This is a genomic window from Micromonospora tulbaghiae, from assembly GCF_900091605.1.
GTDB classification, from domain to species: Bacteria; Actinomycetota; Actinomycetes; order Mycobacteriales; family Micromonosporaceae; genus Micromonospora; species Micromonospora tulbaghiae.
Genome location: NZ_FMCQ01000002.1, coordinates 793,831 through 818,980, shown reverse-complemented (window position 1 = coordinate 818,980; position 25,150 = coordinate 793,831). Strand labels below are relative to the sequence as shown.

The following is a 25,150-nucleotide window of genomic DNA, read 5'->3' as shown; positions in this document are numbered from 1 at the left end:
GGTCACTCCTCGATCGCGCCGCCCACCGCCCGCAGGTGTGCCCGGAACGTCAGCGCCGGGTCCGCCTCCCGGGCCGCCAGGTAGGCGCCGAACCCGACCTGCGCGCGCAGCGACTCCCCGGCCCGGATCCGGTCGGCCTGCCGCCGCTCGGTGTCCCGGATGGACTCGGCCAGGCCGAACAGCTCACCGGCCCGGTCGGCGGGTACGAACAGCACGCCGTCGTCGTCGGCCAGCGCCAGATCCTGCGGGCCGACGGTGAACGGCCCGACCCGGGCGTGCTCCAGCGCTCCGGCCGGGCGCGGATCCAGCTCCAGCGGCCCGCTCGGGGTGGCGCCGAGGCTGAACACCGGCAGCCCGACCGCGACCAGGTCCGCGGTGTCGCGGTGCGCGCCCCACACCACCAGTCCGGCCAGGCCGGCGGCCCGCGCCTCCAGCACCACCAGGTCGCCGACGCACGCCCGGTCGGTGCGGCCGGCGTCGTCGACGACGAGCACGTCCCCGTCGGTGGCCTGCTCGATCGCCTCCAGGAAGACGTCCACGCTGCCGGCGTGCCGGGCCGGGCGGACCCGGCCGGCCAGGCGCCGCCCCGGCAGCACCGGGACGACGGCGGCCGGGGCGCAGCGGACGGGTACGCCCGCGCGCAGGCAGGCGTCGGCGACGTGGGCGGTGGTCAGCGCGGCGAAACGCGCGGCCGGCGCGTCGTGACGGATGTCCATGCGCCGACGCTAACCAGCCGGGCCGCTCCGGGCAGGTGCCAGTCGGCGCCCGGTGGCCTGCGGCCGGCGGCCGGGCCGGACGGAGAGGGCAGCCCGGCCGGACGGAGGCGGGCAGCCGGGCCGGGTCAGGCGACGCGGGTCGGCGGACGAATCATGTCCGGCCGTTGCCCCGGCGCGCCCCGCCCGGCGGGCCGGCGCGGGACCGGACGGCTCATCCGGGCCCGGACCGGCGGGCGCGCCTCCGCCTCCCCCGCACCGGCGGCCCGGCGCACGGTGCCGTTGGCGTCCTCGGGCCGGCAGCCGGTGGCCCGCAGCAGCTCGCTCTGCCCGGTCCGCAGGTCGCTGATCATCGCCTCGCCGTAGGCGCGCACCCCCTGCGACCACGCGCGCCCGGCCAGCTCGGCGCCCTGCCGTACCAGCTCCCGGGTGCGTTCCAGGTCCTCCCCCGACTTGCAGCCCCGTTTCAGCTCCCGCACCGCGTGGCCGAGGCGGGTCACCGCGTCGGGCAGGGCGGGCGGGATCGGCTCGTCGTACTGCAGCGCGGTGGCGGAGCGGCGGGCGATCGAGCGGGCGTACAGGACCACCCGTTCGAGGTGCTGGGTCGCGTCGGCGTACCTGCGGAACCGGGCCCGGCGGTGCCAGCGGGCGGGCGCGATGGTGACCACCTCCTCGGCCCCGCTGAGCGCGTCGTTGAGCCGCCCGATGTCCGGTTCGATCCCGCGCAGGTCATCCAGGGCACGCTGTGCCGCGTCGGCGTCACGCCGGGTCAGCGCGTGGGCGACGGCGTCGAGCTGCTCGGTGAGCCGGGTGACCACCGGCTCCACCGCCCGGTCCAGCACGCGGATCGGGTTGACCGGCAGCAGCAGCGCCACCACGAACAGGCCGACCAGGCCGCCGACCAGTGCGTCGAAGATGCGGGGCAGTTCCAGGCCGGGCTGCACCGGCGCGAGCGTGGCGATCAGCACCGCCGTACCGCCGGCCTGGCCGACGAGTGCGCCGCCGCGCCCGGCCACCAGCAGCGCGGTGGCGATGGCGAGCGTGACCACCAGGCCGGTCTGCCAGGACCCGCTGCCGAGCAGCGCGCGCAGCAGGTCACCGACCACGATGCCGAGGCCGACGCCGACGAGCAGCTCGAACGTGCGGCGGGCGCGCTGGCCGATGGCGGTGGCGATGGTGCCGACCGCGGCGGCGGGGGCGAAGACGTGCGCGCCGGGCCCGAGCAGCTCCTGGGCGAGCAGCGCGGCGAGCGCCGCGGCCAGCCCGGCCTGCGCGGAGATCACCACGGTGATCTCCAGCTGGCGCAGCCGGTTCCGGCCGGCCGCGCCACCCTGGTCGCGGACCCGGGAGAGCGCGAGACCGCCCCGCTCGACCGCCCGGTCCAGGGGCGAGCGGACGGTGTCGGCGCGGCGGTCGGTCATGACGGCGGTTACCCGGCTCCGGGCCGGTGAATCGTCGGCCGTGCCCCCGGCGCGCCCTTCGGAGTCAGCGGTGGTACGTGCGGTGGAGCAGGTCGAACAGCGCCGTCCAGTGCCGCTGCGTGGCCCGCTCGTCGTACATCGGGGTGTCCGACTGGGTGTAGCCGTGGCGGGCGCCGGCGTACACCTCGGAACGGTAGGTCACCCCGGCCGCGTCCAGCGTCTTCTCCAGCGTGGCGATCTGCTCGGCGGTCATCGACGGGTCGGCGTCGGCGTGCCCGAAGTAGAGCTCGCCGGTCACCGCGCCGAGGGCCAGATGAGGGCTGCCCGGGGCGTCGGTGACCACGCGCCCGGCGTGGAACGCGGCCACCGCGGCGATCCGGTCCGGGAGCGCCTCGATCGCGCGCAGCGCGTTCGTGCCGCCCATGCAGTAGCCGGTGATCGCCGCCGGGCCCGGCGCGACGTCCGGGCGGGCGGCGAGGAAGTCCAGGTAGGCGGCGGTGTCGCGGGCCACCGCGTCCGGCGTCAACGCGGCCATCATCGGGCCGATGCTCTCGAACAGTGCGGCCCGGCGGCTGTCGTCGGCGAGCGCGCCGAGGTCGATCAGCGGGGCGCGCCCGGCGCGGTGGAACAGGTTGGGGGCGAGCACCACGTACCCGCGGTCGGCGATCGTGGCGGCCATCTCCGCGACCCGGGGCCGCAGACCGAAGGCGTCCATGAACAGCAGGACGGCCGGGAAGGGCCCGCCGGTCTCCGGCGTGGCCAGGTAGGCGTCGGCCGTTCCCTCGGGGGTGGGCACGTCCACGATCGTCGGCTGCACTGTCGGGGCCTCCTCGCTGCGGGTTCCGGGCTGCACGCTACCCCCCGGTCCGGCGGCGCCGGCGCCTCGGGTTCGCGGCCCGTTTGCCGAGGTCCAGCGTGGGAATCCGGCAATCCCGGCGGAGGAAGGCGGCGAGATGGACCAGGATCAGTTCATCGGCGCGGTGGCCAAGCGGTGCGGCGCGTCCGCGGAGCAGGCCACCGCGATCACCCGGGCGACGTTGACCACGCTGGCCGAACGCATCGACGGCGGGGAGGCCCGAGACCTCGCCGACCGGCTGCCGGAGGCACTGCGGGCGTACGCGTTCGGCCCGGCCGAGGACGCCGAGCCGTTCGGGCTCGACGTGTTCGTGGAGCGGGTGAGCGGGCGCGCCGACGTGGACGTGGACGCCGCCCGGGACGGGATCACCGCGGTGTTCGACGTGCTGCGCGACGCGATCGACCCGGCCGCGTACGCGCAGGTCGCCGGGCAGCTCCCGGCCGAGTTCGGCGACGTGGCCGACCAGAGCGCGCCGTACGTGCGGCGCACGGCGTGACGGGGACGCGATGAGCGAGGACGCGCTGCGCCGCCCGCCCGAGGCCGACGCGCAGGAACAGCGGCAGGACGAGACACTCGTCGGGCCGCCCGACACGGTCGACACGGCAGTCCCCGAGGCGAGCGAGGGGGACCTGGCCGAGCAGGGCGTGCTGCGCCCGCCGAGCGACCGGGCGGGCCTGGGCGAGTCGGTGCGCGACGACCTCACCGCCGCCGACGCGGTGGAGCAGAACACGGAGATCCCGCTGCCCGACGAGGAGCACTGGGCCTGACCGGTCAGTGGTCCGGGCTGTCGGAGCGGGCCATCAGCCGCAACGCGTTCGGGTCCAGGCCGATCCGGACCGGCGTCTGCCCGTACGGCTCGCCGTCGACCTCGATGCGGGCCGGCCGGTCGGTGTCCAGCCACAGCTGGCGTACCGCCAGGAACGGTTCGTCGCCGAGCGTGCGGCGGTGGCCGGCCGCCGCGTTGCGCGCCGTCTCGCGCAGCAGCCCGCGCCGGGTCGGCCCACCCACCGGGTACGCGACCAGCAGCCGGTCGTCGGCGGTGGCGTCGGCGGTGATCGGCCGGCCGGCGTGGAAGCCGCCGTTGGCCACGTACACCTGATGCGTGGTGAACGTGTGCTCGCGGCCCTCGGCGCGGACCGTCACGGCCAGCGGCCGGTGCCGGGCCAGCAGCCCCAGCCCGGTCATCGGGTACGCGAGCCGCCCGACGACCCGCTTCAGCCCCGGCGGCGCGGACTGCATGATGTCGGCGGACAACCCGATCCCGACGTGGTTGGTGAACCGGGTGTCGCCGATCAGGCCCAGGTCGACGTCGATGACCTTGCCGTCGGTGAGCACCGCGATGGCGGCGTCCAGGTCGAGCGGGACGCCGACGGTGCGGGCGAAGTTGTTCGTGGTGCCCAGCGGCAGCAGACCCATCGCGATGTCCCGGTGGGCGAGCAGCCGGGCCGCCGCCCCGACGGTCCCGTCGCCGCCGCCGGTGACCAGCAGGTCCGGCCCGAGGTCGGCGGCCTCGGCGAGCACCCGGTCCAGCTCGCCGGGCCGGTCCACCGGGTACGCGCCGAGCAGCGCGAAACCGGCTGCCCGCAGGCGTGCGTGGACGGTGTCGTAGAGCCGCCGGCCCCGGCGGGAGTGAGCGTTGACCACGAGCGCCGCCCGCCGTCGTTCCCGGATCGCCGTCGACAGCTCCTGCTTCGTCCGCACGGTTGCGACCCTAGCCGCCCCCGCAGCCGTGGGCCGGTGGCGCTGCCGGTATTGACCGGGTCGGTTATCGTCGCGGCGGCCGTGATCGTCGATCTTCGAGGGTGGATGTCCCGATGAACCAGCCGGCAGCACCGCAGGCGACAGCGTCAGTGCCCCCGCTCACGCCGCCGAACCGTCCGGGGAGGGCCCTGATCGGGCTGGCACTGATCGTCCCGGCGGCGATCGCCTGGATCTGGTCGTACGTCCTGCCGACGCTGTCCACAGTGGCTCGCAGCTTCCAGGGTGACGGGCCGCGCGGCTCGGGCGAGTCGGTCGGCACGGCGAACTACGAGGCCGCCTTCACCTCCGGGTTCGTCGGACAGGTCGGGCTCGCGGTGCTGCTCAGCCTGATCCCGCTGGCGGTGGCGCTGCTCGCCGCGCCGCTGCTCGCCGTCCTCGCCGACCGGGCCGGCCGGGTGGCCCGCCTGGTCACCCGGGGCGTGCTGGCGCTGCCGCTCGCCGCGTACGCGCCGGTCGCGGTGTTCCTCGGCCGGCGCGCCGAGCACATCGAGAACGGCACCTTCACCCAGGAACTGCAGTCTCCCCGGACGCTCCTCGTCTCGGCGCTGGCACAGGTGACGTTCGGGCTGGTCGTCGCGGTGGCCGCGACGCTGTACCTGAGCGCCCTGCGCCGCCGCGAGCCCGACCAGCGGCCCGCGCCCGCCATGCTGGCCGTCGGTGGGCTGCTCGGCCTGAGCGTTCTCGCCGCCGCCCTGCAGACCTACACCGCCCCGTACATCCTGACCGGCGGCGGGCCGCGCGGCGACGACACGGCGACGCCGGTGCTCACCGCCGCGCAGACCTCGTTCCGGACGATGCGCCTGGGCGCCGGATCGGCCACGTCGACGCTGCTGCTGGTGCTGCTCGGGCTGCTCGGACTGGCCGCGGTGGCGCTCATCCTGGCCACCCGGCTGCGCATCGAGTTCGACGGCTGGCGGGACGGCCCGGCCGTGCGGGAGGCGGAGTCCTACTCCGGCCGCCGGCCGCTGCTCGTCGGGCTGACCGCTGTCGCGCTCGTCGTCGTCCTCGGCGTGACCGTATGGGCGTCGCTGCCGTGGCTGCGGAACCTCTCCTCCGACACCGGGACCCTGCCCCGGGGGGTCGAGACGGCGAACCTGTTCGCCAACACCTGGGTGCCGCCGCTGCTGTCCACACTCGTCGCGGTGGCGCTCGCCGCGCTGGCCGGGTTCGGGATCGGCGCGCTGCGCCCGCTCGGGCGCTACAGCGAACTGCTGCTGGTGCCGTTCGCGCCGTGGTTGTTCGTCGGCATCGGCCCGCTGGCCATCGCCGGTTTCGAGCGCACCATGGAACTCGGCCAGCTCGGCCTGTTCCTCGGCCTGGTGCCGCCGACCTGGCTGTCGGTGCCCGCGCTGTTCGTGTTCACGCTGCTGTTCCGGGGTCAGCACGAGCGGTGGCGCTCCGGCGGCGGCGTCGGCCGTACGCTGCTACTGCCGGCGCTGCCGATGCTGGCCGTGACCGCGTCGGTGACCTGGCTGGCGCACGCCCAGTCGCCACTGTGGTCAATGCTGGTGAGCCGGGGCCCGGACAGCCTGACCGCTCCCGCGCTGGTGAACATGATCGCCAGCCGCGCCTTCGGCGCCGGGGGCGAGCTTCCGCTGGGCCTGATCCTGCCGCTGCCCATGCTGATCCTTTTCGTGCTGCTGTTCGTCGCGCTCATGGTCGGCTACGTGGATCGGCTCGCCATCCGGGTGGGGCGGCGCAGCGACGCGGACGCGCCGCCGGCCGGGGCCGGCGAGCCCGTCGGCAAGGTCACCGCATAGGGAAACCCCCGATTACGGCCGGTGACGGCGCGCCTAGCGTCGGGCCATGGCAACTGACGCGCTCACCCCGGCCCGGACCGCCCGTCTCCACCGCGCCCGCCTGGCGCTGCCCCTGTTGCTGCTCGCCCTGCTCACTCCGGCTGGGTGCGACTCCGGCGGCGACGTGTTCGACGGCGGCTCGGCCGACTCCGCGGCGGCCGAGGACGGCGGCGAACCGGACGCGGGCGCGGTGGGCGACGTGCGGCCACCGTGCCCGTTCACCGCCGCGCAGGTGTCCGAGATCGTCGGACAGACCATGCGCGACGACGGCAACTGCCTGTTCGGCGACGGCAAGGGCGTGGCCAGCCTGGCCGTCACCACCGCCTCGGCGGACGCCGGCAAGATGACCTACGAATATCAGTACGACCAGGCCGGCAAGCAGTACGAGAAGGTCGTCGACCTGGATCGGGGTGAGCGGGGCTACCTCGCGGTCAAGGACATCCGCGGTGAGGCGGTGCTGATCGAGGGCAAGGGCACGTACACGGTGACCATCAGCAGCTTCGGCGGCGGCACCGCGGGCAACGAGCAGATCCTGCGCCGTACCCTCGACGCGATCCCGGCCTGAGCGGGGCCGGCATGCGAAGCCGCCGACTGGTCGCGCTCGCGCTGACCGCGACCCTGCTCACCGCGTCCGCCGGCTGCGGCGACGACGAACCGCCGGCCGCCGGCGGCGCTCCGCCCGGTGGGGGCGCGCCGGTCGCGGAGCCGACCGGGGAGGCGCCGGCCGAACCGAGCGCCGGACCGGTGGACGACGCCGCCCCACAGGCGTGCACGCTGGTGTCGAAGGCCGACGCGGAACGCCTCGCCGGCACGGCGCTGGACGAACCGGTGGTGGCCGGGCAGTCGTGCACCTACACCGGACCGGTGACCGGGCCGACCGCCCAGGTCGAGGTGTTCGTGGGCGACGGCGCCAAGAAGTACCTCGACATCGAACGGCAGCTCGGGCACGAGATCCGTGAGCTGGCCGGTACGGCCGACGAGGCGCTGCTCACCGCGGAGGCGTTCTTCCTGCGCAAGGGCGAGCTGTGGGTAGCGGTGCGGCTGGTGCGGCTCAACGACCCGCAGGAGAATCGGGCGCCGCTGGAACGGCTCGCCCGTACCGTCGCCGGCCGGATGTGAGGCGGCCGGTGCGCGGCCGGCGGCTGCTCGCGGCCGGCCTGGCGGCGCTGCTCCTGGTGACCGGCTGCGGCGGGCCCACGCCCGGCCCGGCGGACGGGGGCGACGGCGGGCAGCCCCGGTACGGGCAGGCCCCGGCGCCGGGGAAGGACGTCACGCTGCAACCGGACGTGGTGCTGGTCGGCGGCGGCAGCCGGACCGTGCGGTCGGTGAGCCCGGACGGGCTGACCTGGCGGCTCGACCCCGGCGCGCGCGACGCGGACCGGCTCGCGCCCGGCCGGGTCATGTTCCTCACCGGACGCGGCGTGGGCCGGGTGCTCGACCTGGCCGAGTCCGGCGGTGACCTGGTCGTCACGATCGGACCGGTCACGCTCACCGAGGTGATCCGCGACGGCACGTTCGGCGGGGACGACGTCGCCCTCGACCACCCGACCGTCTACGTGGCGGGTGAACCCTCGTGGACCCGGGAGGCCGCGGCGGCCGGCGGCACGCTGGGCCGGTCGCGTCCGCTCGCCGTCGCGCCCGCGCAGCCGCCACCGGCGCCGGGCGGGCAGGCGGGCGCCACCGCCCACGGCTACCGGGTGCGGACGTTCTGCTGCGCCGGTGGCGTCGGCACCCACTTCACGTACGACGACGGCGGCGTTCGGCTGGCCGGGACCGTGACGCTGACCGTCGGGCGCCCGGCCGCGTCGTTCCACCTGGCGGTCGGCGCGGGCAAGGTGACCCGGGCCGAGCTGGAGATCGGTGGCGGCTTCGGCATCAAGGTGGACTTCTCCGCCGGCATCGACGGTGGGCAGAACCACCGCAAGGCGTTCCCGATCCCGGTCGACATCGCGTTCCCGATCGGGCTGGTCGCCGGCCTTCCACTGTCGTTCACGGTCAGTCAGACGCTGGAGGTGGCCACCGCGTTCGGCGCGCGCCGGGGCACGTTCCGCGGTGCCGGTGAGTACGCGCTGGCCGGCAAGCTCGGGTTCGGCTACGCGGGCGGCCAGGTGGGCTCGCGCGTGACCGAGGGGTTCGCGCGCCGGGTGAGCCTGCTCGACTCGCTCACCGGCGTGCCGGTCGGCGTGATGGGCCTTGTGGTCCGGCACGGCGTGCGGTTCACCATGGGGATCAGCGCGTTCCTGTTCACCGCCGGCATCTGGTTCGAGCTGGTCACCTCGTACGGGGCCACCATCGGATCAGCGCTCGGCGCCCCGTACGCGCTGTGCCGGGGCGTCGGGCTCGGTGTGCATGCGCGGTTCGGGATCGGCTACCGGATCCTGGAACCCGTCGTCCAGGTGATCAACAAGTTCCTCAGCCTGCTCAGTCCGTCCCGGGCGCCCCGGATCCCGCCGATCGTGACGTCGGGCGGGCCGAGCTGGAGCGCCCCCGTCTACCGCAACCAGGAGGTGATCCCGCCCGTCTCGATATGCGGACAGCTTCCGGGCTAGGCCGCGCCGACGTTGGGTTCGCGGGCGCGGCTGTGCCACCATCCCGCCATGGACGCCGCACTGGTCGGCCGCGACGCGGTCGTCGAGCGGGTGTGGCGTGCCCTGACCTCCGGTGCGCCGGTGCTGCTCGACGGTCCCAGCGGCATCGGCAAGACCGCGCTCTGGCGGGCCGTGGTCGCCCACGCCGGGCGGACCGGCTGGCGGGTGCTGTCCGCCGCGCCCACCGAGGCCGAGACCGCGCTGCCGTACGCCGCTCTGGCCGATGTGCTCCGCCCGCTGGCCGACGCGCTGCCCGGGCTGCCCGCGCCGCAACGGGTGGCCGCCGACATGGTGCTGCTGACCGGCGGTGAGCACGACGGCGCGGTGGACGAGCGGGCGGTGGGCGCGGCCACCCGTACGCTGCTCGACGCGGCGGTCACCGGCGCGCCCCGGGTCCTGCTCGCGGTCGACGATCCGCAGTGGCTGGACCCACCGAGCGCCCGGGCGCTGCGGTTCGCGCTGCGCCGGCTGACCCGGTGGCCCGCCGTCCTGGCCACCCACCGCACCGGGGACAACCCGCCGGCGCCGGTGCCGCTGGGGCTGGACGACGACCCGACCGGCCGGCATCCGCTGCTGCGCGCCGACGTACCCCCGCTCACCCCGCCGGACCTGCACCGCGTCCTGGCGGCCCGGCTCGGCGGCACGCTCAGCCGTCCGCTCACCGACCGGCTGGCCCGCGACGCCGACGGCAATCCGCTGCTCGCGATCGAACTGGCCCGGGCGGTGCTGCGGCTGCCCCGCCCGCCCGCGCACGACGAGGACCTGCCCGTACCGTCGTCGCTGCGCCTGCTGCTCGCGGAGACGCTGCGGGCGCTGCCCGGCCCGAGCCGGGACGCGGTGCGGCTGGCCGCGCTGCTGACCGTGCCGGCGCTGCGGGACCTGGCGGCGGCGGGCGTGCCGGCCGGGGCACTGGACGCGGCCGAGGACGCCGGGCTGGTCGTGGTCACCCCGAGCCGGGTCGACTTCGCGCACCCCCGGTACGCGGCGGCGGTGCGCGAGAGCATCCCGCCGGGGGCCCGGCGGCGGCTGCACGCGCTGCTGGCCGGCACGGTCGCCGACCCGGACGAGCGGGCCCGGCACCTGTCCCGGTGCATCGTGGCGCCGGACGCCGCCGTCGCCGCAGACCTGGCCGCCGCGGCGGCCCGGCAGCGGATGCGCGGCGCCTCAGCGCTCGCCGCCGACTGGTACGCCCGGGCGGCCGAGCTGACCCCGTCGTCCGCCGCCGCCGACCGGAACCGGCGTCGCCTCGACGCGGTGCAGTGCCGCATCGACGGCGGGGACTACGCGGCGGCCGGGCGGGCCGCCGAGGCGGCGGCCGGGGAGCTGACCGGCGCCGAGCGGGGCGAGGCGCTGCTGTTGCGCGCGCTCGTCGCGTGGTGCGCCGACGACCTGGTCACGGCCGTCCGCGTCGCCGAGCAGGCCCTCGCCGCCGCCGGGCCGGACGGGGGTCTGGCCGGGCGGATACACACCCACCTGACCATGTTCCACGACCAGCCGGGGCCCGCCCGCCGGCACGCGCGGGCCGCGATCGCCCGCCTGTCCGATCGGGACGAGCACCGCCCGCTGCTCACCGCCGCGCTGCTGCTGCTGTTCTTCCACGAGGTACGCGCCGGCGGCCCGGCGCCCACCGATCTGCTGGACCGGGCCCTGTCGCTGGAGGCGGGTGAACCGTCCTTCCTGGCCGGTTCGGTGCCGGCGATCTGGTGGAAGTCGGTCGACGATCACGACCGGGCGCGGTCCCGGCTGCACCTGATGCTGGACCTGGCGGTGGCGCGCGGCGACGACCCGCTGCGGCACGAGGTGCTGACCCACCTCGGCGAGACGGAACTGCTGGCGGGGCGCTTCGCCGAGGCCGGTACGCACATCGCCGCCGCCCGTGACCTGGGTGAGCAGCTGGGCACCGGGCTGGTGGGCGAAAGCTGGCTGGCCGGTGTGCTCGACGCGCACCGGGGGCGGCTGGCGCGGGCGGGCGCCGCGGCCGCCGCGCTGCGCCGCGACGACGACCTCGGCGACGCGTGGAGCCGGCGACTGCACCACCAGCTCACCGGGCTGGTGGCGCTGGCCTCCGGGGAGTGGGTCACCGCCGCGGCGGCGTACGGCGCGCTCGCCGCCGACCTGGACGGGTCGGGCATCGCCGAACCGCTGGGGCAGCGCTTCGAGCCGGACTGGATCGAGGCGTGCGTGGGCGCCGGCGACCTGGACACCGCGCACGCCGCGCTGGACCGGCTGGCCGGGCGCCACCGCAGGCTGCCGCGCCCGTGGACGACGCTCGGGCTGGCCCGCAGCCGGGTGCTGCTGGCCGGCGCGACCGGGGCGGATCCGGGCGCGGCGCTGGACGCGCTGACGCAGGCCCGGGCCGCGGTACCGGAGGCGGTGCTGCCACTGGACCGGGCCCGCTGCCTGCTCGCCGCCGGCCGCACGTACCGGCGGGTGCGGCGACGCCGGGAGGCGCGGGCGGCGCTCGACGCGGCGGCGGCCGAGTTCGACGCGCTCGGCGCGTCCGCGTTCGCCGACCGGGCGCGCGCGGAGCTGGGCCGCATCGGCGCCCGCACCCCGGCCCCGACGACGCTCACCGCCACCGAGGAGCGGGTCGCCCGGCTCGCCGCCCGGGGTCAGACCAACCGGCTCATCGCCGACGCGCTCTACATCAGCCCGAAGACGGTGGAGGCCAACCTGGCCCGGGTCTACCGCAAGCTGGGCATCGCCAGCCGCGCCGAGCTGGGCGCGGCAATGGGCCGGCCGCCGGGCGACTGAGTCGCTCAGGCCGCGGCCAGGGCGCTCAGGACGCGACCAGCGTGTCCAGATGCGCGCCGAGCAGCTCCCGGGCGCGCGCAGGCGGCATCCGCTCGGGGTACAGCAGCGCGTGCAGCGCGAGCCCGTCGAGCAGGGCGTGCAACCGGGCGACCGCCTCGGGGTCGGCGGCCGGTTGCCCGGTGAGCAGCGCGACGGCGAACTCGGCGGCGCGGCGGATGCCGTCGTCCGCGTCGGCCATCCGGGTTCGCGCCGCGGGGTCGGTCTGGGCGCGCGCGGCGAGCAGCAGCCACACCTCGGCCTCGCGGACGCGCTGGCGGTCCAGCGGCAGCAGTTGTTCCAGGATTCGTTGGGCGACCTCGCGCGGGCCGCCGGTGCGGTCGTCGGCGGCGATCCGCTCGGCCGCCTCGGCCTGCACGTGCTCCATGGCGAACACCAGCAGCTCGGTCTGGGTGGCGAAGTAGTGCCGCAGCGCGCTCGGTGACCAGCCTGCCTCGGCCGCGATGCTGCGGACGGTGGCGGCGCCGACGCCGTCGCGGTAGACGACCCGCCACATCGCCCGCGCCAGCTCGGCACGGCGCGCGCCGTGGTCGACGATCTTGGGCACGGGCCCCTCCGGAACCTGGTTGACGGCCGCTGTTACGGTTATCGCACAGCGTACTAAAAAAGGAGTCCGCATGCTCGTGGCAGTGATCATCGGATGCGAGGTGGCGTTCTGGGTGGTGCTGCTCGCCGGGCTGATCGCCCGCTACCCGCTGCGGCGGCCCCGCCTCGGCGCCGCCCTGCTGATCGCCGTTCCGGTCGTCGACCTGGTGCTGCTCGCCGCCACGATGATCGACCTGCGCCGGGGCGCGACCGCCACGTTCGCCCACGGCCTCGCCGCCGCGTACCTCGGGTTCTCGGTGGCGTTCGGGCACAGCATGGTGCGCTGGGCCGACGAGCGGTTCGCGCACCGGTTCGCCGGCGGCCCGCCCCCGCGCCGGGCCCCCCGGTACGGGATGGCGCGGGCCCGGCACGAGTGGCGCGAGTGGGGCAAGGGCATGATCGGCTGGGCGGTCGCCTGCGCCGTGCTGCTCGCCGGCATCGCCCTGGTCGGCGACGGCGAGCGCACCGCCGAGCTGTGGGCGTGGACCGGCCGGCTCACTGTGGTGATGGCGGGCTGGCTGGTGTTCTGGCCGGTCGCGTACACCGTCTTCCCGAAGCGGGCGCCGCGCGGCGCGTGAGGCTCACCCCTTGCGCCCGCCCGTCGCGATCCCCTCCACGAAGTGCCGCTGGGCCAGGAAGAACAGGATGATCATCGGTACGGTGGCGATCACGCTGGCGGCGAGGACGACCTCCCACTGCTGCTCGCCGCCGTAGCCGAACCGGTCCAGGATCACCTTCAGCCCCCGGGGCAGCGTGTAGAGCTGCTCGTTGCGCAGATAGATCAGCGGCTTCACCAGGTCCGTCCAGCTCGCCTTGAACTCGAACACGAACGCCACCAGCAGGGCCGGACGGACAAGCGGGAACGCCATCCGCCAGAACAGCTGCGGATAGCCGGCCCCGTCGACCCGGGCCGCCTCGAAGTACTCCCGGGGCAGCGACAGGAAGAACTGGCGCAGCAGGAAGATGTAGAACGCCGAGCCGAACAGGTTGCCGGCCCAGAGCGGCACCTGCGTGTCGACCAGGCCGAGCCGGTTCCAGATCAGGTACGTCGGGATCATGGTGACCGCGAACGGCAGCATCATGGTGGCCAGCACCAGACCGAACAGCAGGTTGCGGCCGGGGAACCGGAAGTACGCGAACCCGAACGCGACCCAGGCGCTGGACAGCGTGGCCGCGGCCGCCGCCGCCACCCCCACCACCACGCTGTTGAACAGCCAGGTGAACAGCGGCATCGCGTCCCACGCCCGGGCGTAGTTGTCCGGCGCGAACGGCGTGGGCAGCAGGCCCGGCGCGAAGACGTACTCCCGGGGTCGCAGCGACGCGCCGACCAGCCAGACGAACGGCAGCAGGAAGACCACGGCGGCGGCCACCAGCGCGAGCACGAACAGCACGCGCTGCCAGCGGGGCCGGCGGCCGTCGTCGTCCTGCCGCACCGGTCCGGGCGCGGTCACCGGCGCGACGACGGCGCCGGCGGCCGGCGGCTGACTCGTGGTGGTCACCGGTCCTCCCCCTCGTAGTAGACGAACCGGTTGCCCAGCTTCACCTGCACCAGCGTGATCACCAGGATGATCAGGAAGAGCAGCCAGGCCATCGCCGACGCGAAGCCCATGTGCAGGAACTGGAACGCCTCCCGGAAGAGGTGGATCACGTAGAACGACGCCGCGTCGCTGCTGAACGAACCGGCGGTCTGCCGGTTGCCGAAGTACATGGTGTAGACCTCGGTGAACATCTGCAGCGACGCGATGGTGTTGACGATCAGCGTGAAGAACAGCGCGCCGGAGATCATCGGCAGCGTGACGTGCCGGAACCGCGCCCAGGCGCCGGCGCCGTCGAGCTGGGCCGCCTCGTACAGGTCGCGGGGCACGCCCTGCAGCGCGGCCAGATAGATGATCACTGTGGAGCCCAGGCTCCACAGGCTCATCAGCACGATGCCGGGCATCACCCAGTCCGGGTCCGTGGTCCAGCTCGGACCGTCGATCCCGACCAGCGCCAGACCGCGGTTGATCAGGCCGTCCTGCGTGTTGAGCAGCAGCAGGAACAGGATGCCGACCGCCACCGCCGGCGTCATCACCGGCAGGTAGAACACGGTACGGAAGAAGCCGGAGAGCCGGCCGACGCGCTTGAGCAGCAGGGCCAGCCCGAGCGAGATCGCCATCACCAGCGGCACGTGCAGCGCGGTGTAGTAGACGGTGTTGCCGAGGCTTCGCGCCACCTGCGGGTCCGACATCAGTTGCCGGTAGTTGTCCAGCCCGGTGAAGCGCGGTGAGTTGATCACGTCGTACTCGGTGAAGCTGAGCCACAGGCTGGCGATCATCGGCCCGGCGGTGAACGCCAGGAACCCGACGATCCACGGCGCCAGGAACAGGTACGCCCAGCGGGCCTCCCGCCGGGCCAGCGACGCGCGGCGCCGCCGGCCCGGTACGGCAGGGGTGACGGTGGTGGTGGCCATGGCGGGCTAGTCCGCGGCCTTGTCCAGCGCGGCGGTCGCCTCCCGCTGGGCCCGGTCGAGCGCCTGCGCGGGCTGCTCCTGACCGGACAGCACCCGGTTGACCGCGTCCGTCCACGCCTTGTCGAACTCGGCGCCGGCGGGCGAGGCGGGCATCGCGAACGCGGCGTCCTGCGCCTGGCGGATGGTCTGCACCGCGTCGTCGAAGCGCTTGTTGCCGGTGGGCTTGTACACCTCGTCGAAGATCTTCTTGTCGGCTGTGGTGTTGCCGGTCCAGAGGCCGGTGAAGGGCAGGTTCGCGGCCTTGCGCGCCTCGGCGCGCGCCCGGGCGGCGGCCAGCCACGTGTCGGTGGCGGTCATCTGCTTGACGAACGCGCAGGCGGCCTCCGGATTCTTCGCCCCCTTGGTGACCACCCACGCCTGCCCGGAGGACAGGCTCAGCGGCTTGCCCTGCCGGTCCACGAACGGCTTGACCACCAGCTCGGCGTCCGGGCTGTTCTTCGCGGCCTGGTTGAGGAACCACTCCTCCATCGGCCACGCGGCGATCTGGTTCTTCGCCAGCGGGTTCTGCGCGCCGAAGAAGTCGAACGTGTCCCGGAACGACTTGAACTTCCCCCAGCCGCCCTGGGCCTGGATGAGCCCGACGCCGGTGGTGAGCGCCTCGACCACCTTCGGGTCGGTGAGGTTGGCCCGGGTGCCGTCGGCGGAGATCATGTCGGCGCCGTTGGCCTTGGCCCACATTGGCAGGAACTCCGGGATCTTCGGGTCGATGCCGATGCGGCTGAGCCGGCCCCCGGAGACGGCGGCGAGCCTGGCGTTGAGCGCGGGCAGGCCCGCCCAGTCGGCCAGGTTCACGTCGTCGGCGCCCAGCCCGGCCCGCTTGAGCAGCGCCTCGTTCAGGTAGAGCACGCGGACCTGGGAGAACTCGGGGATGCCGTACACCGTGCCGTCGAGCGTCACCTGCTCCCGCGCGGACTGCCGGTACTCCGCCATGTCGACCCGCTGCTTCTCGACGCAGTCGGTGAGCGGCTGGATCGAGCCGCGCTCGGCGTACGTGCCGATGAGCTTGCGGTCCATGTAGACCAGATCCGGTGGGTTGCCCGAGGCAACCGCCGACAGGAACTGCTGCTCGTCGAACGCGCCCTCGGTGATCGTCAGCCGGACGTCGCCGTGGTCGCGCTTGAAAGCGTCCACCCGGGTGGTGGCGATCTCGTCGGACAGGCTGAAGCCCATGGTGCTCAGCGCGCCGCTGCCCTCGGCGCCACCGCCGCCGGAGTCCCCTCCCCCGCCGACGCCGCCGCAGCCGCTGATCGCCAGGGTCAGCACCCCGGCCAACGCGGTCGCCCGCAGTTTCCGTGACATCGCCACCTCCCGTGATCGCGCCGGCCACTCTGCCGGGCGCGACCTGCACTTCTCCTGTGGTTCGGCTTTCAAACCGGTTGATGCGCATCGGTTACCGTCGACCGCCCGGCGGCGGACGGCTCACCGCGCCGATCGACGGCGATCGCGGCCAGCAGCAGCCCGGCCAGCGCCGCCAGCGCCAGCGGTGGCGGCAGCACCGTCCCGAGCACGGCCAACGGCAGCGCCGCCCCGGCGACGGCCAGCCGGACCGGTCCGACCGGCTGCCCGGTCAGCCGGCGGAACAGCAGCCGTCCGGCCAGGTAGACGGCCGCGCCGCCGAACAGCGCCACCGCCGCCGAGGGGTTCAGCCGGGGCCCGGCCTGCGGGTCGGCGACGTGCTCCAGCACCTGTTCGACGCCGAGCGCCAGGTAGATGACGCCGGCGACGAGCAGCAGATGGGTCTGGCTGTAGGCGTCCGCGGCCATCCGGGCCCGCTGCGCCGCCGGTGCGGCGGCGAGCGCAAGGGCCGCCGCCGGGTACGTGCGGTGAAAGTAGAGCCACCAGAGGCTGACGGTCACCACGAAGGCGACGAGCGCCACGGCGAGGACCGGCGGCTCGGTGACCGCCGAGGCTGCGCCCACCCCCGCGGCCACCACCGACTCCCCCAGCGAGATGATCAGCACCAGGCCGTACCGCTCGGCGAAGTGCGTCGGGCTGCGCAGTGGCCAGGCGCCCCGACGGGCGTACGACAGCCGTTGACCGGCCACCTCGACGGCGAAGCCCAGCACCCACAGCGCCGCGTGCGCGGCACCGTCCAGCAGCGCGCCGAGCAGCAGCGGCACCCAGCCGACGGCGCTGACGAACGCGAAGAACCGGATCCGGGCGCGCAGTGCCGGGTCACCCGTCGCGGCCCAGTGGAACAGCGTCAGGTGCACCACGCGCAGCACCACGTAGGCCAGCACCACGATCAGCGGCCCGTCCAGCCCCGGGCCCGGCGTCCACGCCTGCGGCATGGCGAGGGCGGCCAGGAACAACGCGGCCATCGCGACCAGGAACCCGCCGCGCACCACCCCGACGTCGGCGGGCGTGTGGTTGCCCAACCAGGTGTACGACAGCCACGCCACCCAGAGCAGCACGAGCAGGAGGAGGCCCTTGGCCATCCCGGCCGGGGTCGGATGCGGCTCGATCAGCGCCATGATCCGGGTGAGCGCGAAGACGAAGACCAGGTCGAAGAAGATCTCGAACGGGGTGACCCGGCGCTGGTCCGGCCCCGGCCGGGGCGCGCGCAGCCTCCGTCGCACCCGTTCGCGTCCCACGTCCGCCGCCCTCCGCCGGTCCACCTCCTGCGCCGACGGTAGGCGGCCCCGGACGGTTGAACCGGGTGATTCCGGCGATCACGCCCGGCCCGGTCCGCCGCACCGGTGCCCGCCGGGCAGCACGACGGGCGGCGCGGCGGGCGGCGCGGCGGCGGTCGGTTCAGCCGGCGTCGGCGTCCGGCCATGCGGCGCGGACCAGCGCGGGCAGCACCTCGCCGGCCGGGCCGCGCATGTTCACCGTGCAGATCGCGTCCAGCGGCGTCGGCACCGGGTTCACCTGCACCACGGGCGCGCCGAGGCGAGCCGCGACGAGCGGGATCTCGGCGGCCGGGTGCACCAGCGCCGAGGTGCCGACAGTCAGCAGCAGGTCGCAGCCGGACGCCGCCTCGACCGCCGCGTCGAGCGCGGCCGACGGCAGCGCCTCGCCGAACCACACCACGCCCGGCCGCACCGGCGCACCGCATCCGGCGCACGCGGGCGGGGTCAGCGGCCCGTCGTGCGGTTCCGGCGCGTGCGGTTCCGGACCGTCGTGCGGCACCGGACCGTCGTGCGGCACCGGCGGATCGGACGGCACCGGCGCGGGCCGGGCGCAGGCCGAGCAACGGGGTGCGAACAGGCTGCCGTGCAGGCGTACCGGGGCGGGGACGCCGCCGCGCTCGTGCAGGTCGTCGACGTTCTGCGTGATCACCACCGTCTCCGTCAGACGCGCCTGGATCGCGGCGACCGCCCGGTGCCCCGGATTCGGCAGCGCCCGCCGCACCCCGCGCCGGCGTGCCTCGTACCAGCCCCAGACCAGCGCCGGGTCGGCCCGGAACGCCGCCGGGGTCGCCAGCTCCTGCGGGTCGTACCGCTGCCAGAGTCCAATCTGGGCGTCGCGGAACGTCGGCACGCCGCTCTCGGCCGACATGCCCGCCCCGGTGAAGACGACCGGCCGCCGCGCGGCGGCGAGCAGCCGGCCCGCCTCGGCCAGCTCCGGCCCGGTCACACGTCCACCGTCAGCCGCACGTCGACCCGGTCGCCCAGCTCGATGCCCTCCGCCCGGCGCGCCGCGACCCGCAGCGGCACCACGTACCGGCCGTCCTTGGGCCACAGCGACGTCCGCCAGTCGGTGTCACCGATGCGGACCGTCACCGGGATCATGCCCCAGCCGTAGGTGACCGACGCCGAGGCGGCCTCGATCGCCGCGCTCTGCTCGGCGGGCACTGTGACGAAGTGGTACGGCGCCGGGCCGCGCCAGAACCACACCTCGCCGCTGAACGCCAGCTCCATCCGGTCAGGATAGGGGCCGGGACCGACGTGACCGCAGCAGCCGGAGCCCGGCCGCCGTCACCCAGGCGAACAGCGGGAACACGGCGACGCGTTCCATGCCGCCCACGCCGATGCCGGCGTCCACCCGGGACAGGAACAGCACGGTGCCGGCCAGCCCGAGCAGGCCCAGGAGCGCGCTGACGGTCCGCAGCTCGCGCAGCAGCGGCGACCGGCCGGCGAGCGCGGCGGCGAGCATCGCCGCGTTGCCGGGCGCGAAGACCAGCAGCGCACCGAGCACGTGCAGGTTCTCGTCCACGTCCGCCGGGTAGAGACCGGCCAGCACGTACCCGGACCCGGCGGCCACGATCGACGCGACGGCGACGGCCGCGGCGCGGCCCGGGCGCAGCGCCCGGTGTGCGAGCAGCGCGCCGAACGCGAGCAGCAGCCCGGCACCGACGAACACGGCGTTCATGGCCGGGTGCCACGGCGAGCAGACCGGGCGGGGCCGGCTGGTGTCCCACACGCCGCACGTCACGTTGCCGAGGTCGCTGATGTTGTGCTCGGCCCAGCTGAACCCGGGTTGCTCCCAGGCCAGGCCGACGATGACATTGGCGACCACGAACGACGCGGTGGCGAGCAGCCAGCATGCGCCGGCGAGGCGGTTTCTCATCCGTCGAGTGCACCGCCTCGGGGCGGCCGGGCGCACGGGGCGTGGCGGGGCGGTGCGGGGTAGGGCCAGACCTACCCGGAGAGCGGGGTCCAACCGGCTGGGCCGGGCGGCGTGGCCTGGCTAGCGTCGGGCCATGACCGTTGATCAAGGGCTGGCCGCCGCGTTGCGCCACCGCCGCTACCTGCTCTCCGCATGGCCGTGGCGGGCCCTGGCGTACGCCGTCACGACCCTGCCCCTGGCCGGCGCGGCGGCGCTCGGCGCGACGGTCGTCGCCGCGCCGCTGCTGCTGGTGGCCGCCGCGCTGCGGCGGGGCCGCCCCGTCGACGCCGGGGCGCTGGCGGCGCTGGCCGTGGTGGCGCTGGCGGTGGTGGCGCTCGCCCCGCTGGCCGGCGCGCCGGTGGCGGCGGTCGAGCGGTGGCGCCTCGGCCTGGTCGACGACCGCCCGGTGACGGCGCCGGGGTGGCGAGGGCTCGCCGCCCGTTTCACCACCGCCACCGGGTGGCGGGAGGGCGCCTACCTGGCCGTGCTGGGTGCGGCGGTGCCGCTGGCGTACGGGACGTTCGGCCTGCTCGTGCTGCTGGACGCGGCGCTCGTCGCCGGTCCGTGGCTGGCCGGCGGCGAGGACCGGATCGTGCTGCTCTGGGCCACTGTCGACTCCCCCGCCGAGGCGGTGCCGTACGCGCTCGCCGGCCTGCTGGCGGTCCCGGCGCTGGTCTACCTGGCCGGGCTGCTCGTCGCGGTCCAGGCGGCGGTGACCCGCCTGCTGCTCGACGACGCGCCCGCCGGGACGGCCCTGCGCGAGGTGACCCGGTCCCGTGCCCGCCTGGTGAGCGCCTACGAGGCGGAGCGACGCCGCATCGAGCGGGACGTGCACGACGGCGTGCAGCCGCGCCTGACCAGTCTCACCCTCCAGCTCGGGCTGGCCCGCCTGGACGTGCCGGACGACTCCCCTGTGGCGAAGCCGCTCGCGGCGGCGCACGAGCAGGCCAAGGAGCTGATGGGGACGTTGCGCGGCATCGTCCAGGGCATCCGCCCGCCACAGCTCACCGAACTCGGCCTGGCCGCCGCCGTCGGTGACCTGGCCGCGCGGTCGGTCGTCCCGGTCACCGTGCACGCCGACCTGACCCGCCCGGTGCCCGACCTGGTGGAGACCACCGCCTGGTACGTGGTCTCGGAGACGCTCGGCAACGTCACCCGGCACGCCGGGGCCGGCCGGGCGCAGGTACGGCTGACCCGTACCGACCGCCTGCTGGTGGTCGAGGTACGCGACGACGGCCGGGGCGGCGCCGACCCGGCGCGCGGCACCGGCCTGACCGGGCTCGCGGACCGGGTGGCCGCGGCGGACGGGCGGCTGCTGCTGTCCAGCCCGCCCGGTGGGCCTACCCTCGTGCGGGTGGAGCTGCCGTGCCGTCCGTGACCCGGGTCGTCCTGGCCGAGGACGAGGTGCTGCTCCGGGAGGGCCTGGTAGGCCTGCTGACCCGGTTCGGCTTCGCGGTGGACGCCGCCGTCGGCTCCGCCCCCGAGCTGCTCGACGCGGTCCGCACGCACCGGCCCGACCTCCTGGTGACCGACATCCGGATGCCGCCGCAGCACCGCGACGACGGCCTGCGCGCGGCCGTCACGCTGCGCGCCGAACGCCCGGACCTCGCCGTGGTGGTGCTCAGCCAGCACGTGCAGAGCGGGTACGCGGCCGCGCTGCTCGACAGCGGCGACGGCAACCGGGTCGGCTACCTGCTCAAGGACCGGGTGGCCGACGTCGCGGAGTTCGCCGCGACGCTGCGCCGGGTGGTGGCCGGCGGCACCGCCGTCGACCCGGACGTGGTGCGGCACCTGCTGCGGCGTCCGCGCGACCCGCTCGACGCGCTGTCCCCCCGTGAGCGGGAGGTGCTGGGTTTGATCGCCGAGGGCCACTCCAACGCGGCCATCGCGGGCCGGCTGTACGTCACCGAGGCGGCGGTCGGCAAGCACGTGGGCAACATCCTGGCCAAACTCGGCCTGCCGCCGGACGAGGACACCAACCGGCGGGTGCTCGCCGTGCTCGCCTACCTGCGCGCGGCGGGCTGACCGGGCGTCACAGGCTCATCGGCACGGGATCGGTGGCCAGCGCCCGGAACCGCTCGCGCGGGTCGGCCACGAGCCGCCGCTCGGTGAGGTCGAGCAGGCCGCCGACGCCGCTGACCGAGGCGACCGGGGTGCCGTCGGCGCGGGTGAACTCCTGGCCGATCCGGAACGTCTTGCCCTCGCCCCAGTGGAACTCGCAGGTCACGTCGACCTCGTCGCCGCCGCGCAGCTCACGCAGGTAGCGCACCGTCACCTCCAGCGCGACCGGCCCGACGCCGCCGGCGAGCAGCCGGTCCTGGCCGATGCCGGACGCGCGCAGGCACTCCCAGCGGGCGTGCTCGGCGTACTGGAGGTAGACCGCCTGGTTGAGGTGCCCCTGCGTGTCGAGTTCGTAGCCGCGCACTGTGACGCGTACCCGGAACGGATCTGCCATGCCGGCAGCCTAACCAGCGGCGCGGACAAAACGGCGTGCGGTCCGGGCCGCGCGGCTCTAGCCTGCCCGGCGTGACAGTGGAGATCGTGACCCTGGCGCAGCGGCCCGACCTGGCGCCGCTGCTCGACGCCGACTTCGACGGCGCCTGGCCGCCGTTCATGCTCTGGGATCCGATGGGCGCGCTCTACTACGGCGTCGCGCACGAGACGTACCCCGAGTTCGTCTTCGCGGCCGTCGATCCGGCCGAGCCGGGCCGGGCCGTGGCCCGGGGGTACGCGGTGCCGCTGCGCTGGACCGAGGACGAGCTGCCCGACGGCGGCTGGGACCGGGTGATCCAGCGGGCCACGCTGGGCCGGCTCACCGGGTCCACTCCGAACCTGGTGTCGGCGCTAGAGATCTGCGTGCGCCCGGACCGGCGCGGCGGCGGGGTGTCCGGGCTGATGCTCGCGGCCATGCGCGCGGCGGTGGCCCGGGCGGGCTTCGGCACGCTGGTGGCGCCGGTGCGCCCGAACGGCAAGGCCGCCGTCCCGGACGTGCCGATGACCGAGTACGTGGCCCGGCGCGGCCCGGACGGGCTGCCGGCCGACCCGTGGCTGCGGGTGCACGTCCGCGCGGGCGGGGTGATCGAGCGGATCGCGCCCCGGTCGATGACGGTGACCGGCACGCTCGCCGACTGGCGGCGCTGGACCGGGTTGCCGTTCGACACCTCCGGCCCGGTACGCGTGCCGGGCGCGCTGACGCCGGTGCTCGTCGACGTCGACCACGACCACGCCGCGTACGTCGAGCCCAACGTGTGGGTGCGCCACCGGCTCTGACGGCTCAGGCCGGCCAGGCGTGGCCGATCCCGTCGAGCAGCAGGACCACGCCCTCGGTGGCCGCCTCCCGGTCCCGGGAGATCTCCCGGTACTCCGGCGAGGTGGACCAGCGCTCGAAGTCCTCGCGGTTGTCGAACGACAGCAGTACCGCCTTCTGGTGCGGCCAGTCGCCCTCGACCACGCGGGGGGCGGTGTCGGCGGCGAGCAGCTTTCCGCCGTAGCGGGCCAGCACCGGCGGGAAGGCGGCGGCATACCTGTCGTAGCGCGCCCGGTCGTGGATGGTGATCTGTGCGAGGGCGTAGACGGTCACCGGCTCAGGCTACCGACCGCCCGAGCGCTCCGGCCTCGTCCGTCGGGCCGGATCCCGCGCCTTCGCGAGCCGTGTCAACTGTCCGGTGTGCGCTAGCCATCATGGCCCTGACCTGGGAATAGTGATAGCAGGTCCGCGCGGCGGGGGGAAAAGAGGTGGGGCGCCATGATCGAGCAGGAGACCCAGCCCGAGGCCTTACCCGGGCCCCGGAACGCACCGGAGGGCCTGCCGGTCCCGCCCGCCACGTCGGTTCCCCGCGCGGTGTGGCAGGTCCGCGTCCGCACCAAGCTCGACGACCTGTATCAGCAGCTCGCGGTGCTGGCCACGCGCGACCTCGAACAGGCCGCGGCACTGCGCGCGCAGCTGTCCGGGGTGGAGGCGGTGCTCGGGCGCAGCGGCGTCATCGAGTGGCTGCGCGGCGGCAACCTGGAGTACGCGTGGCAGACGATCCACTCGGTGGAGCGGGGGATGGTGGCGCTGCGCAGCCCGGACGAGCTGACCGGGCTGCTGCCGGCGTACCGGAGCGCGGCGGCGCAGGTGCTGCCGGCCGACGACAAAGTGCTCACCGATCTCGACCCGTCGGCCGGCACCCCGTCCGACGCGCTGCTGCGCGCCCGGGTGCAGGCACTGCTGCTGCGCTACCACTCCGCGTCCGACGAGTTCCACGAGTCGGCGCGCCGGCTACGCAACCGGATGCTGGGGCTGTCGGTGTTCGCGCTGGTGGCGGAGGTCCTGGTGGTGCTGGTGCAGTGGCGCAGCCACGACGTACGGCTGCTGGAGGCGCCGACCGACGCCGGTGCCGTGCCGGCCTGGCGGCTGCTGTTCTTCGTGCTGATCGCCGGTGCGCTCGGGGCGTTCCTCAGCGCGCTGCCCTCGATGATCACCTCACGGTCCGGCGGGCTGCCCTACAAGCTGCCGTTCCAGCAGGGGCTGCTGAAGCTCGCCATCGGTCCGCTGGTCGCGGTGGTCGGCATCATGCTGGTCATCGGCGGCCTGGTGGAGACCAGCGTGAGCAGCACGGCCGCGCTGCTCGGCCTGGCGATCGTGTTCGGCGCCGGGCAGCAGGCGGTCACCGCGTTCGCCGACCGGCGGGCCGCCGAACTGCTCGGCCCGGCCGCCAAGAGCTGATGCCGCACGGCGGCCATCCGGCCTGGGTAGCCTGATCCCATGATCTTCATTACCGCGAAGTTCCGGGTCCGTGCGGAGGACGCCGACAACTGGCCGCAGATCGCCGCCGACTTCACCGCCGCGACCCGAGCCGAGCCCGGCTGCCTGTGGTTCGACTGGTCCCGCAGCCTGGACGACCCGACCGAGTACGTGCTGGTCGAAGCGTTCCGCGACGACGAGGCGGGCGCGGCGCACGTGCAGTCGGAGCACTTCCGGACCGCCCAGCGCACGCTGCCGCCGCATCTGGCCGAGACGCCCAGGATCGTCAACGTGACGGTGCCGGAGCAGGACTGGTCGCGCCTGGGCGAGATGGCCGTGCCCGGCGACGCCGCGAGCTGAAGATTTCCCACGTTTATCGCTCAGGCATTGAAGCTTGTTTTCACCTTTCGCTACCCTCGGCGGAAAGATCCACCATCCACCGTGGAGGAGCTGAAGCATGCGCAAGCTGATGGCGGCGCTCGGCGCCGGGGCGATGACTGCCGCGGGCCTGCTCGCGGTCGCGACACCGGCCCAGGCCGCGGCCTGCACCCTGGTGCAGTCGGAGATCTACAACGGGGCGAACCTGATCGCCTGGTCGCGCGGCCTGGACGGCTGCTCGGGCGACGTCTACTGGGAGATCCAGTCCGGTGACGGCGGCACGTGGCAGGTGACCGACAGCGGCACCACGCACTACGACGACCAGGTCGTCAGCTACTACGGCGACGTGGACCTGCCGTGCTACCTGCGGGTTTACGCGGCGTTCGGGGACCAGGAGCGGCTGACCCGGCCGGTGCGCAACAACAACTGCGCGGGCTGACCACCGGCCGGGG

General features: G+C 75.0%; 28 protein-coding genes. 14 read left to right on the top strand and 14 right to left on the bottom strand.

Going from position 1 to position 25,150, the window contains the following annotated elements:
- Positions 1-2: 2 nt before the first annotated feature.
- The 3 genes from GA0070562_RS08775 to GA0070562_RS08765 all read right to left on the bottom strand — a co-directional run bounded on the left by GA0070562_RS08775 (position 3) and on the right by GA0070562_RS08765 (position 2,951).
- Positions 3-716 (bottom strand): RraA family protein, encoded by a 714-nt coding sequence (locus GA0070562_RS08775; RefSeq protein ID WP_091418267.1) that lies wholly within the window; start codon positions 714-716, stop codon positions 3-5.
- Between the two features lie 125 nt (positions 717-841).
- Positions 842-2,134, bottom strand: coding sequence for an FUSC family protein (locus GA0070562_RS08770; protein ID WP_091418264.1), 1,293 nt, complete (start codon positions 2,132-2,134; stop codon positions 842-844).
- Positions 2,135-2,198: 64 nt separating this feature from the next.
- Positions 2,199-2,951 carry a dienelactone hydrolase family protein gene (locus GA0070562_RS08765; RefSeq protein WP_091418262.1) on the bottom strand — a complete coding sequence of 251 codons (753 nt, stop codon included), beginning with the start codon at positions 2,949-2,951 and terminating at the stop codon, positions 2,199-2,201.
- A gap of 136 nt (positions 2,952-3,087) precedes the next feature.
- Between GA0070562_RS08765 and GA0070562_RS08760 the strand changes: the two genes are divergently transcribed.
- Positions 3,088-3,486: a DUF2267 domain-containing protein gene (locus GA0070562_RS08760; RefSeq protein ID WP_091418260.1), complete on the top strand. Its 399-nt coding sequence runs from the start codon at positions 3,088-3,090 to the stop codon at positions 3,484-3,486.
- Between the two features lie 10 nt (positions 3,487-3,496).
- Complete coding sequence (locus GA0070562_RS08755; RefSeq protein ID WP_091418258.1) at positions 3,497-3,757, top strand: hypothetical protein; 261 nt, start codon at positions 3,497-3,499, stop codon at positions 3,755-3,757.
- 4 nt (positions 3,758-3,761) lie between these two features.
- Here GA0070562_RS08755 and GA0070562_RS08750 read toward each other — a convergent pair whose 3' ends face one another.
- Positions 3,762-4,691, bottom strand: coding sequence for a diacylglycerol/lipid kinase family protein (locus GA0070562_RS08750; protein WP_091418256.1), 930 nt, complete (start codon positions 4,689-4,691; stop codon positions 3,762-3,764).
- A 113-nt stretch (positions 4,692-4,804) separates the two neighbouring features.
- On the opposite strand from GA0070562_RS08750, the gene GA0070562_RS08745 reads away from it, so the two are divergent.
- From GA0070562_RS08745 to GA0070562_RS08725, 5 genes are read left to right on the top strand one after another with little or no spacing between them, the layout of a single operon-like run.
- Positions 4,805-6,511: a sugar ABC transporter permease gene (locus GA0070562_RS08745; protein ID WP_091418253.1), complete on the top strand. Its 1,707-nt coding sequence runs from the start codon at positions 4,805-4,807 to the stop codon at positions 6,509-6,511.
- A 46-nt stretch (positions 6,512-6,557) separates the two neighbouring features.
- A complete protein-coding gene (locus GA0070562_RS08740) occupies positions 6,558-7,115 on the top strand; it encodes a hypothetical protein (protein ID WP_091418251.1) in 558 nt (185 codons plus the stop codon).
- 11 nt (positions 7,116-7,126) lie between these two features.
- On the top strand, positions 7,127-7,669 hold the full coding sequence (locus GA0070562_RS08735; RefSeq protein WP_091418249.1) for a hypothetical protein: 543 nt from the start codon (positions 7,127-7,129) through the stop codon (positions 7,667-7,669).
- An 8-nt stretch (positions 7,670-7,677) separates the two neighbouring features.
- Complete coding sequence (locus GA0070562_RS08730; protein WP_091418246.1) at positions 7,678-9,099, top strand: hypothetical protein; 1,422 nt, start codon at positions 7,678-7,680, stop codon at positions 9,097-9,099.
- Between the two features lie 48 nt (positions 9,100-9,147).
- Complete coding sequence (locus GA0070562_RS08725; protein ID WP_091418244.1) at positions 9,148-11,892, top strand: ATP-binding protein; 2,745 nt, start codon at positions 9,148-9,150, stop codon at positions 11,890-11,892.
- Between the two features lie 25 nt (positions 11,893-11,917).
- On the opposite strand, the gene GA0070562_RS08720 is transcribed toward GA0070562_RS08725, so the two are convergent.
- Positions 11,918-12,496 carry a TetR/AcrR family transcriptional regulator gene (locus tag GA0070562_RS08720; RefSeq protein WP_091418241.1) on the bottom strand — a complete coding sequence of 193 codons (579 nt, stop codon included), beginning with the start codon at positions 12,494-12,496 and terminating at the stop codon, positions 11,918-11,920.
- Positions 12,497-12,566: 70 nt separating this feature from the next.
- On the opposite strand from GA0070562_RS08720, the gene GA0070562_RS08715 reads away from it, so the two are divergent.
- A complete protein-coding gene (locus GA0070562_RS08715) occupies positions 12,567-13,112 on the top strand; it encodes a hypothetical protein (protein ID WP_091418239.1) in 546 nt (181 codons plus the stop codon).
- A gap of 3 nt (positions 13,113-13,115) precedes the next feature.
- Here GA0070562_RS08715 and GA0070562_RS08710 read toward each other — a convergent pair whose 3' ends face one another.
- The 7 genes from GA0070562_RS08710 to GA0070562_RS08680 all read right to left on the bottom strand — a co-directional run bounded on the left by GA0070562_RS08710 (position 13,116) and on the right by GA0070562_RS08680 (position 19,555).
- A complete protein-coding gene (locus GA0070562_RS08710) occupies positions 13,116-14,033 on the bottom strand; it encodes a carbohydrate ABC transporter permease (RefSeq protein WP_208576705.1) in 918 nt (305 codons plus the stop codon).
- Positions 14,030-14,983: a carbohydrate ABC transporter permease gene (locus tag GA0070562_RS08705; protein WP_091418236.1), complete on the bottom strand. Its 954-nt coding sequence runs from the start codon at positions 14,981-14,983 to the stop codon at positions 14,030-14,032. The genes GA0070562_RS08710 and GA0070562_RS08705 overlap by 4 nt, the downstream gene beginning before the upstream one ends.
- Before the next feature lie 6 nt (positions 14,984-14,989).
- On the bottom strand, positions 14,990-16,342 hold the full coding sequence (locus GA0070562_RS08700; protein WP_091418233.1) for an extracellular solute-binding protein: 1,353 nt from the start codon (positions 16,340-16,342) through the stop codon (positions 14,990-14,992).
- A 68-nt stretch (positions 16,343-16,410) separates the two neighbouring features.
- The gene (locus GA0070562_RS08695; protein ID WP_091418231.1) at positions 16,411-17,637 is read right to left on the bottom strand and encodes a low temperature requirement protein A; all 1,227 of its coding nucleotides are present in this window, start codon (positions 17,635-17,637) and stop codon (positions 16,411-16,413) included.
- Positions 17,638-17,797: 160 nt separating this feature from the next.
- Entirely contained in the window at positions 17,798-18,622 is an 825-nt protein-coding gene (locus tag GA0070562_RS08690; RefSeq protein WP_091418228.1) for an SIR2 family NAD-dependent protein deacylase, read from the bottom strand.
- On the bottom strand, positions 18,619-18,906 hold the full coding sequence (locus GA0070562_RS08685; protein WP_091418225.1) for a DUF1905 domain-containing protein: 288 nt from the start codon (positions 18,904-18,906) through the stop codon (positions 18,619-18,621). The genes GA0070562_RS08690 and GA0070562_RS08685 overlap by 4 nt, the downstream gene beginning before the upstream one ends.
- A 4-nt stretch (positions 18,907-18,910) precedes the next feature.
- The gene (locus GA0070562_RS08680) at positions 18,911-19,555 is read right to left on the bottom strand and encodes a DUF998 domain-containing protein (protein WP_091418222.1); all 645 of its coding nucleotides are present in this window, start codon (positions 19,553-19,555) and stop codon (positions 18,911-18,913) included.
- Between the two features lie 133 nt (positions 19,556-19,688).
- On the opposite strand from GA0070562_RS08680, the gene GA0070562_RS08675 reads away from it, so the two are divergent.
- A complete protein-coding gene (locus tag GA0070562_RS08675; RefSeq protein WP_091418220.1) occupies positions 19,689-20,972 on the top strand; it encodes a sensor histidine kinase in 1,284 nt (427 codons plus the stop codon).
- Positions 20,960-21,619: a response regulator transcription factor gene (locus GA0070562_RS08670; RefSeq protein WP_091418218.1), complete on the top strand. Its 660-nt coding sequence runs from the start codon at positions 20,960-20,962 to the stop codon at positions 21,617-21,619. The genes GA0070562_RS08675 and GA0070562_RS08670 overlap by 13 nt, the downstream gene beginning before the upstream one ends.
- 7 nt (positions 21,620-21,626) lie before the next feature.
- On the opposite strand, the gene GA0070562_RS08665 is transcribed toward GA0070562_RS08670, so the two are convergent.
- Complete coding sequence (locus tag GA0070562_RS08665) at positions 21,627-22,049, bottom strand: acyl-CoA thioesterase (protein ID WP_091418216.1); 423 nt, start codon at positions 22,047-22,049, stop codon at positions 21,627-21,629.
- Positions 22,050-22,120: 71 nt separating this feature from the next.
- Here GA0070562_RS08665 and GA0070562_RS08660 point away from each other — a divergent pair, with 71 nt between their 5' ends.
- Entirely contained in the window at positions 22,121-22,864 is a 744-nt protein-coding gene (locus GA0070562_RS08660) for an N-acetyltransferase (RefSeq protein ID WP_225853271.1), read from the top strand.
- A gap of 4 nt (positions 22,865-22,868) precedes the next feature.
- Here GA0070562_RS08660 and GA0070562_RS08655 read toward each other — a convergent pair whose 3' ends face one another.
- A complete protein-coding gene (locus GA0070562_RS08655; protein WP_091418211.1) occupies positions 22,869-23,174 on the bottom strand; it encodes a DUF1330 domain-containing protein in 306 nt (101 codons plus the stop codon).
- Positions 23,175-23,339: 165 nt separating this feature from the next.
- Between GA0070562_RS08655 and GA0070562_RS08650 the strand changes: the two genes are divergently transcribed.
- The 3 genes from GA0070562_RS08650 (at position 23,340) to GA0070562_RS08640 (ending at position 25,137) form a co-directional block, all read left to right on the top strand.
- Complete coding sequence (locus GA0070562_RS08650; RefSeq protein WP_091418209.1) at positions 23,340-24,302, top strand: hypothetical protein; 963 nt, start codon at positions 23,340-23,342, stop codon at positions 24,300-24,302.
- Between the two features lie 39 nt (positions 24,303-24,341).
- Entirely contained in the window at positions 24,342-24,680 is a 339-nt protein-coding gene (locus tag GA0070562_RS08645) for a putative quinol monooxygenase (protein WP_091418206.1), read from the top strand.
- A gap of 97 nt (positions 24,681-24,777) precedes the next feature.
- Positions 24,778-25,137 carry a hypothetical protein gene (locus GA0070562_RS08640; protein WP_091418203.1) on the top strand — a complete coding sequence of 120 codons (360 nt, stop codon included), beginning with the start codon at positions 24,778-24,780 and terminating at the stop codon, positions 25,135-25,137.
- Positions 25,138-25,150: the final 13 nt, after the last annotated feature.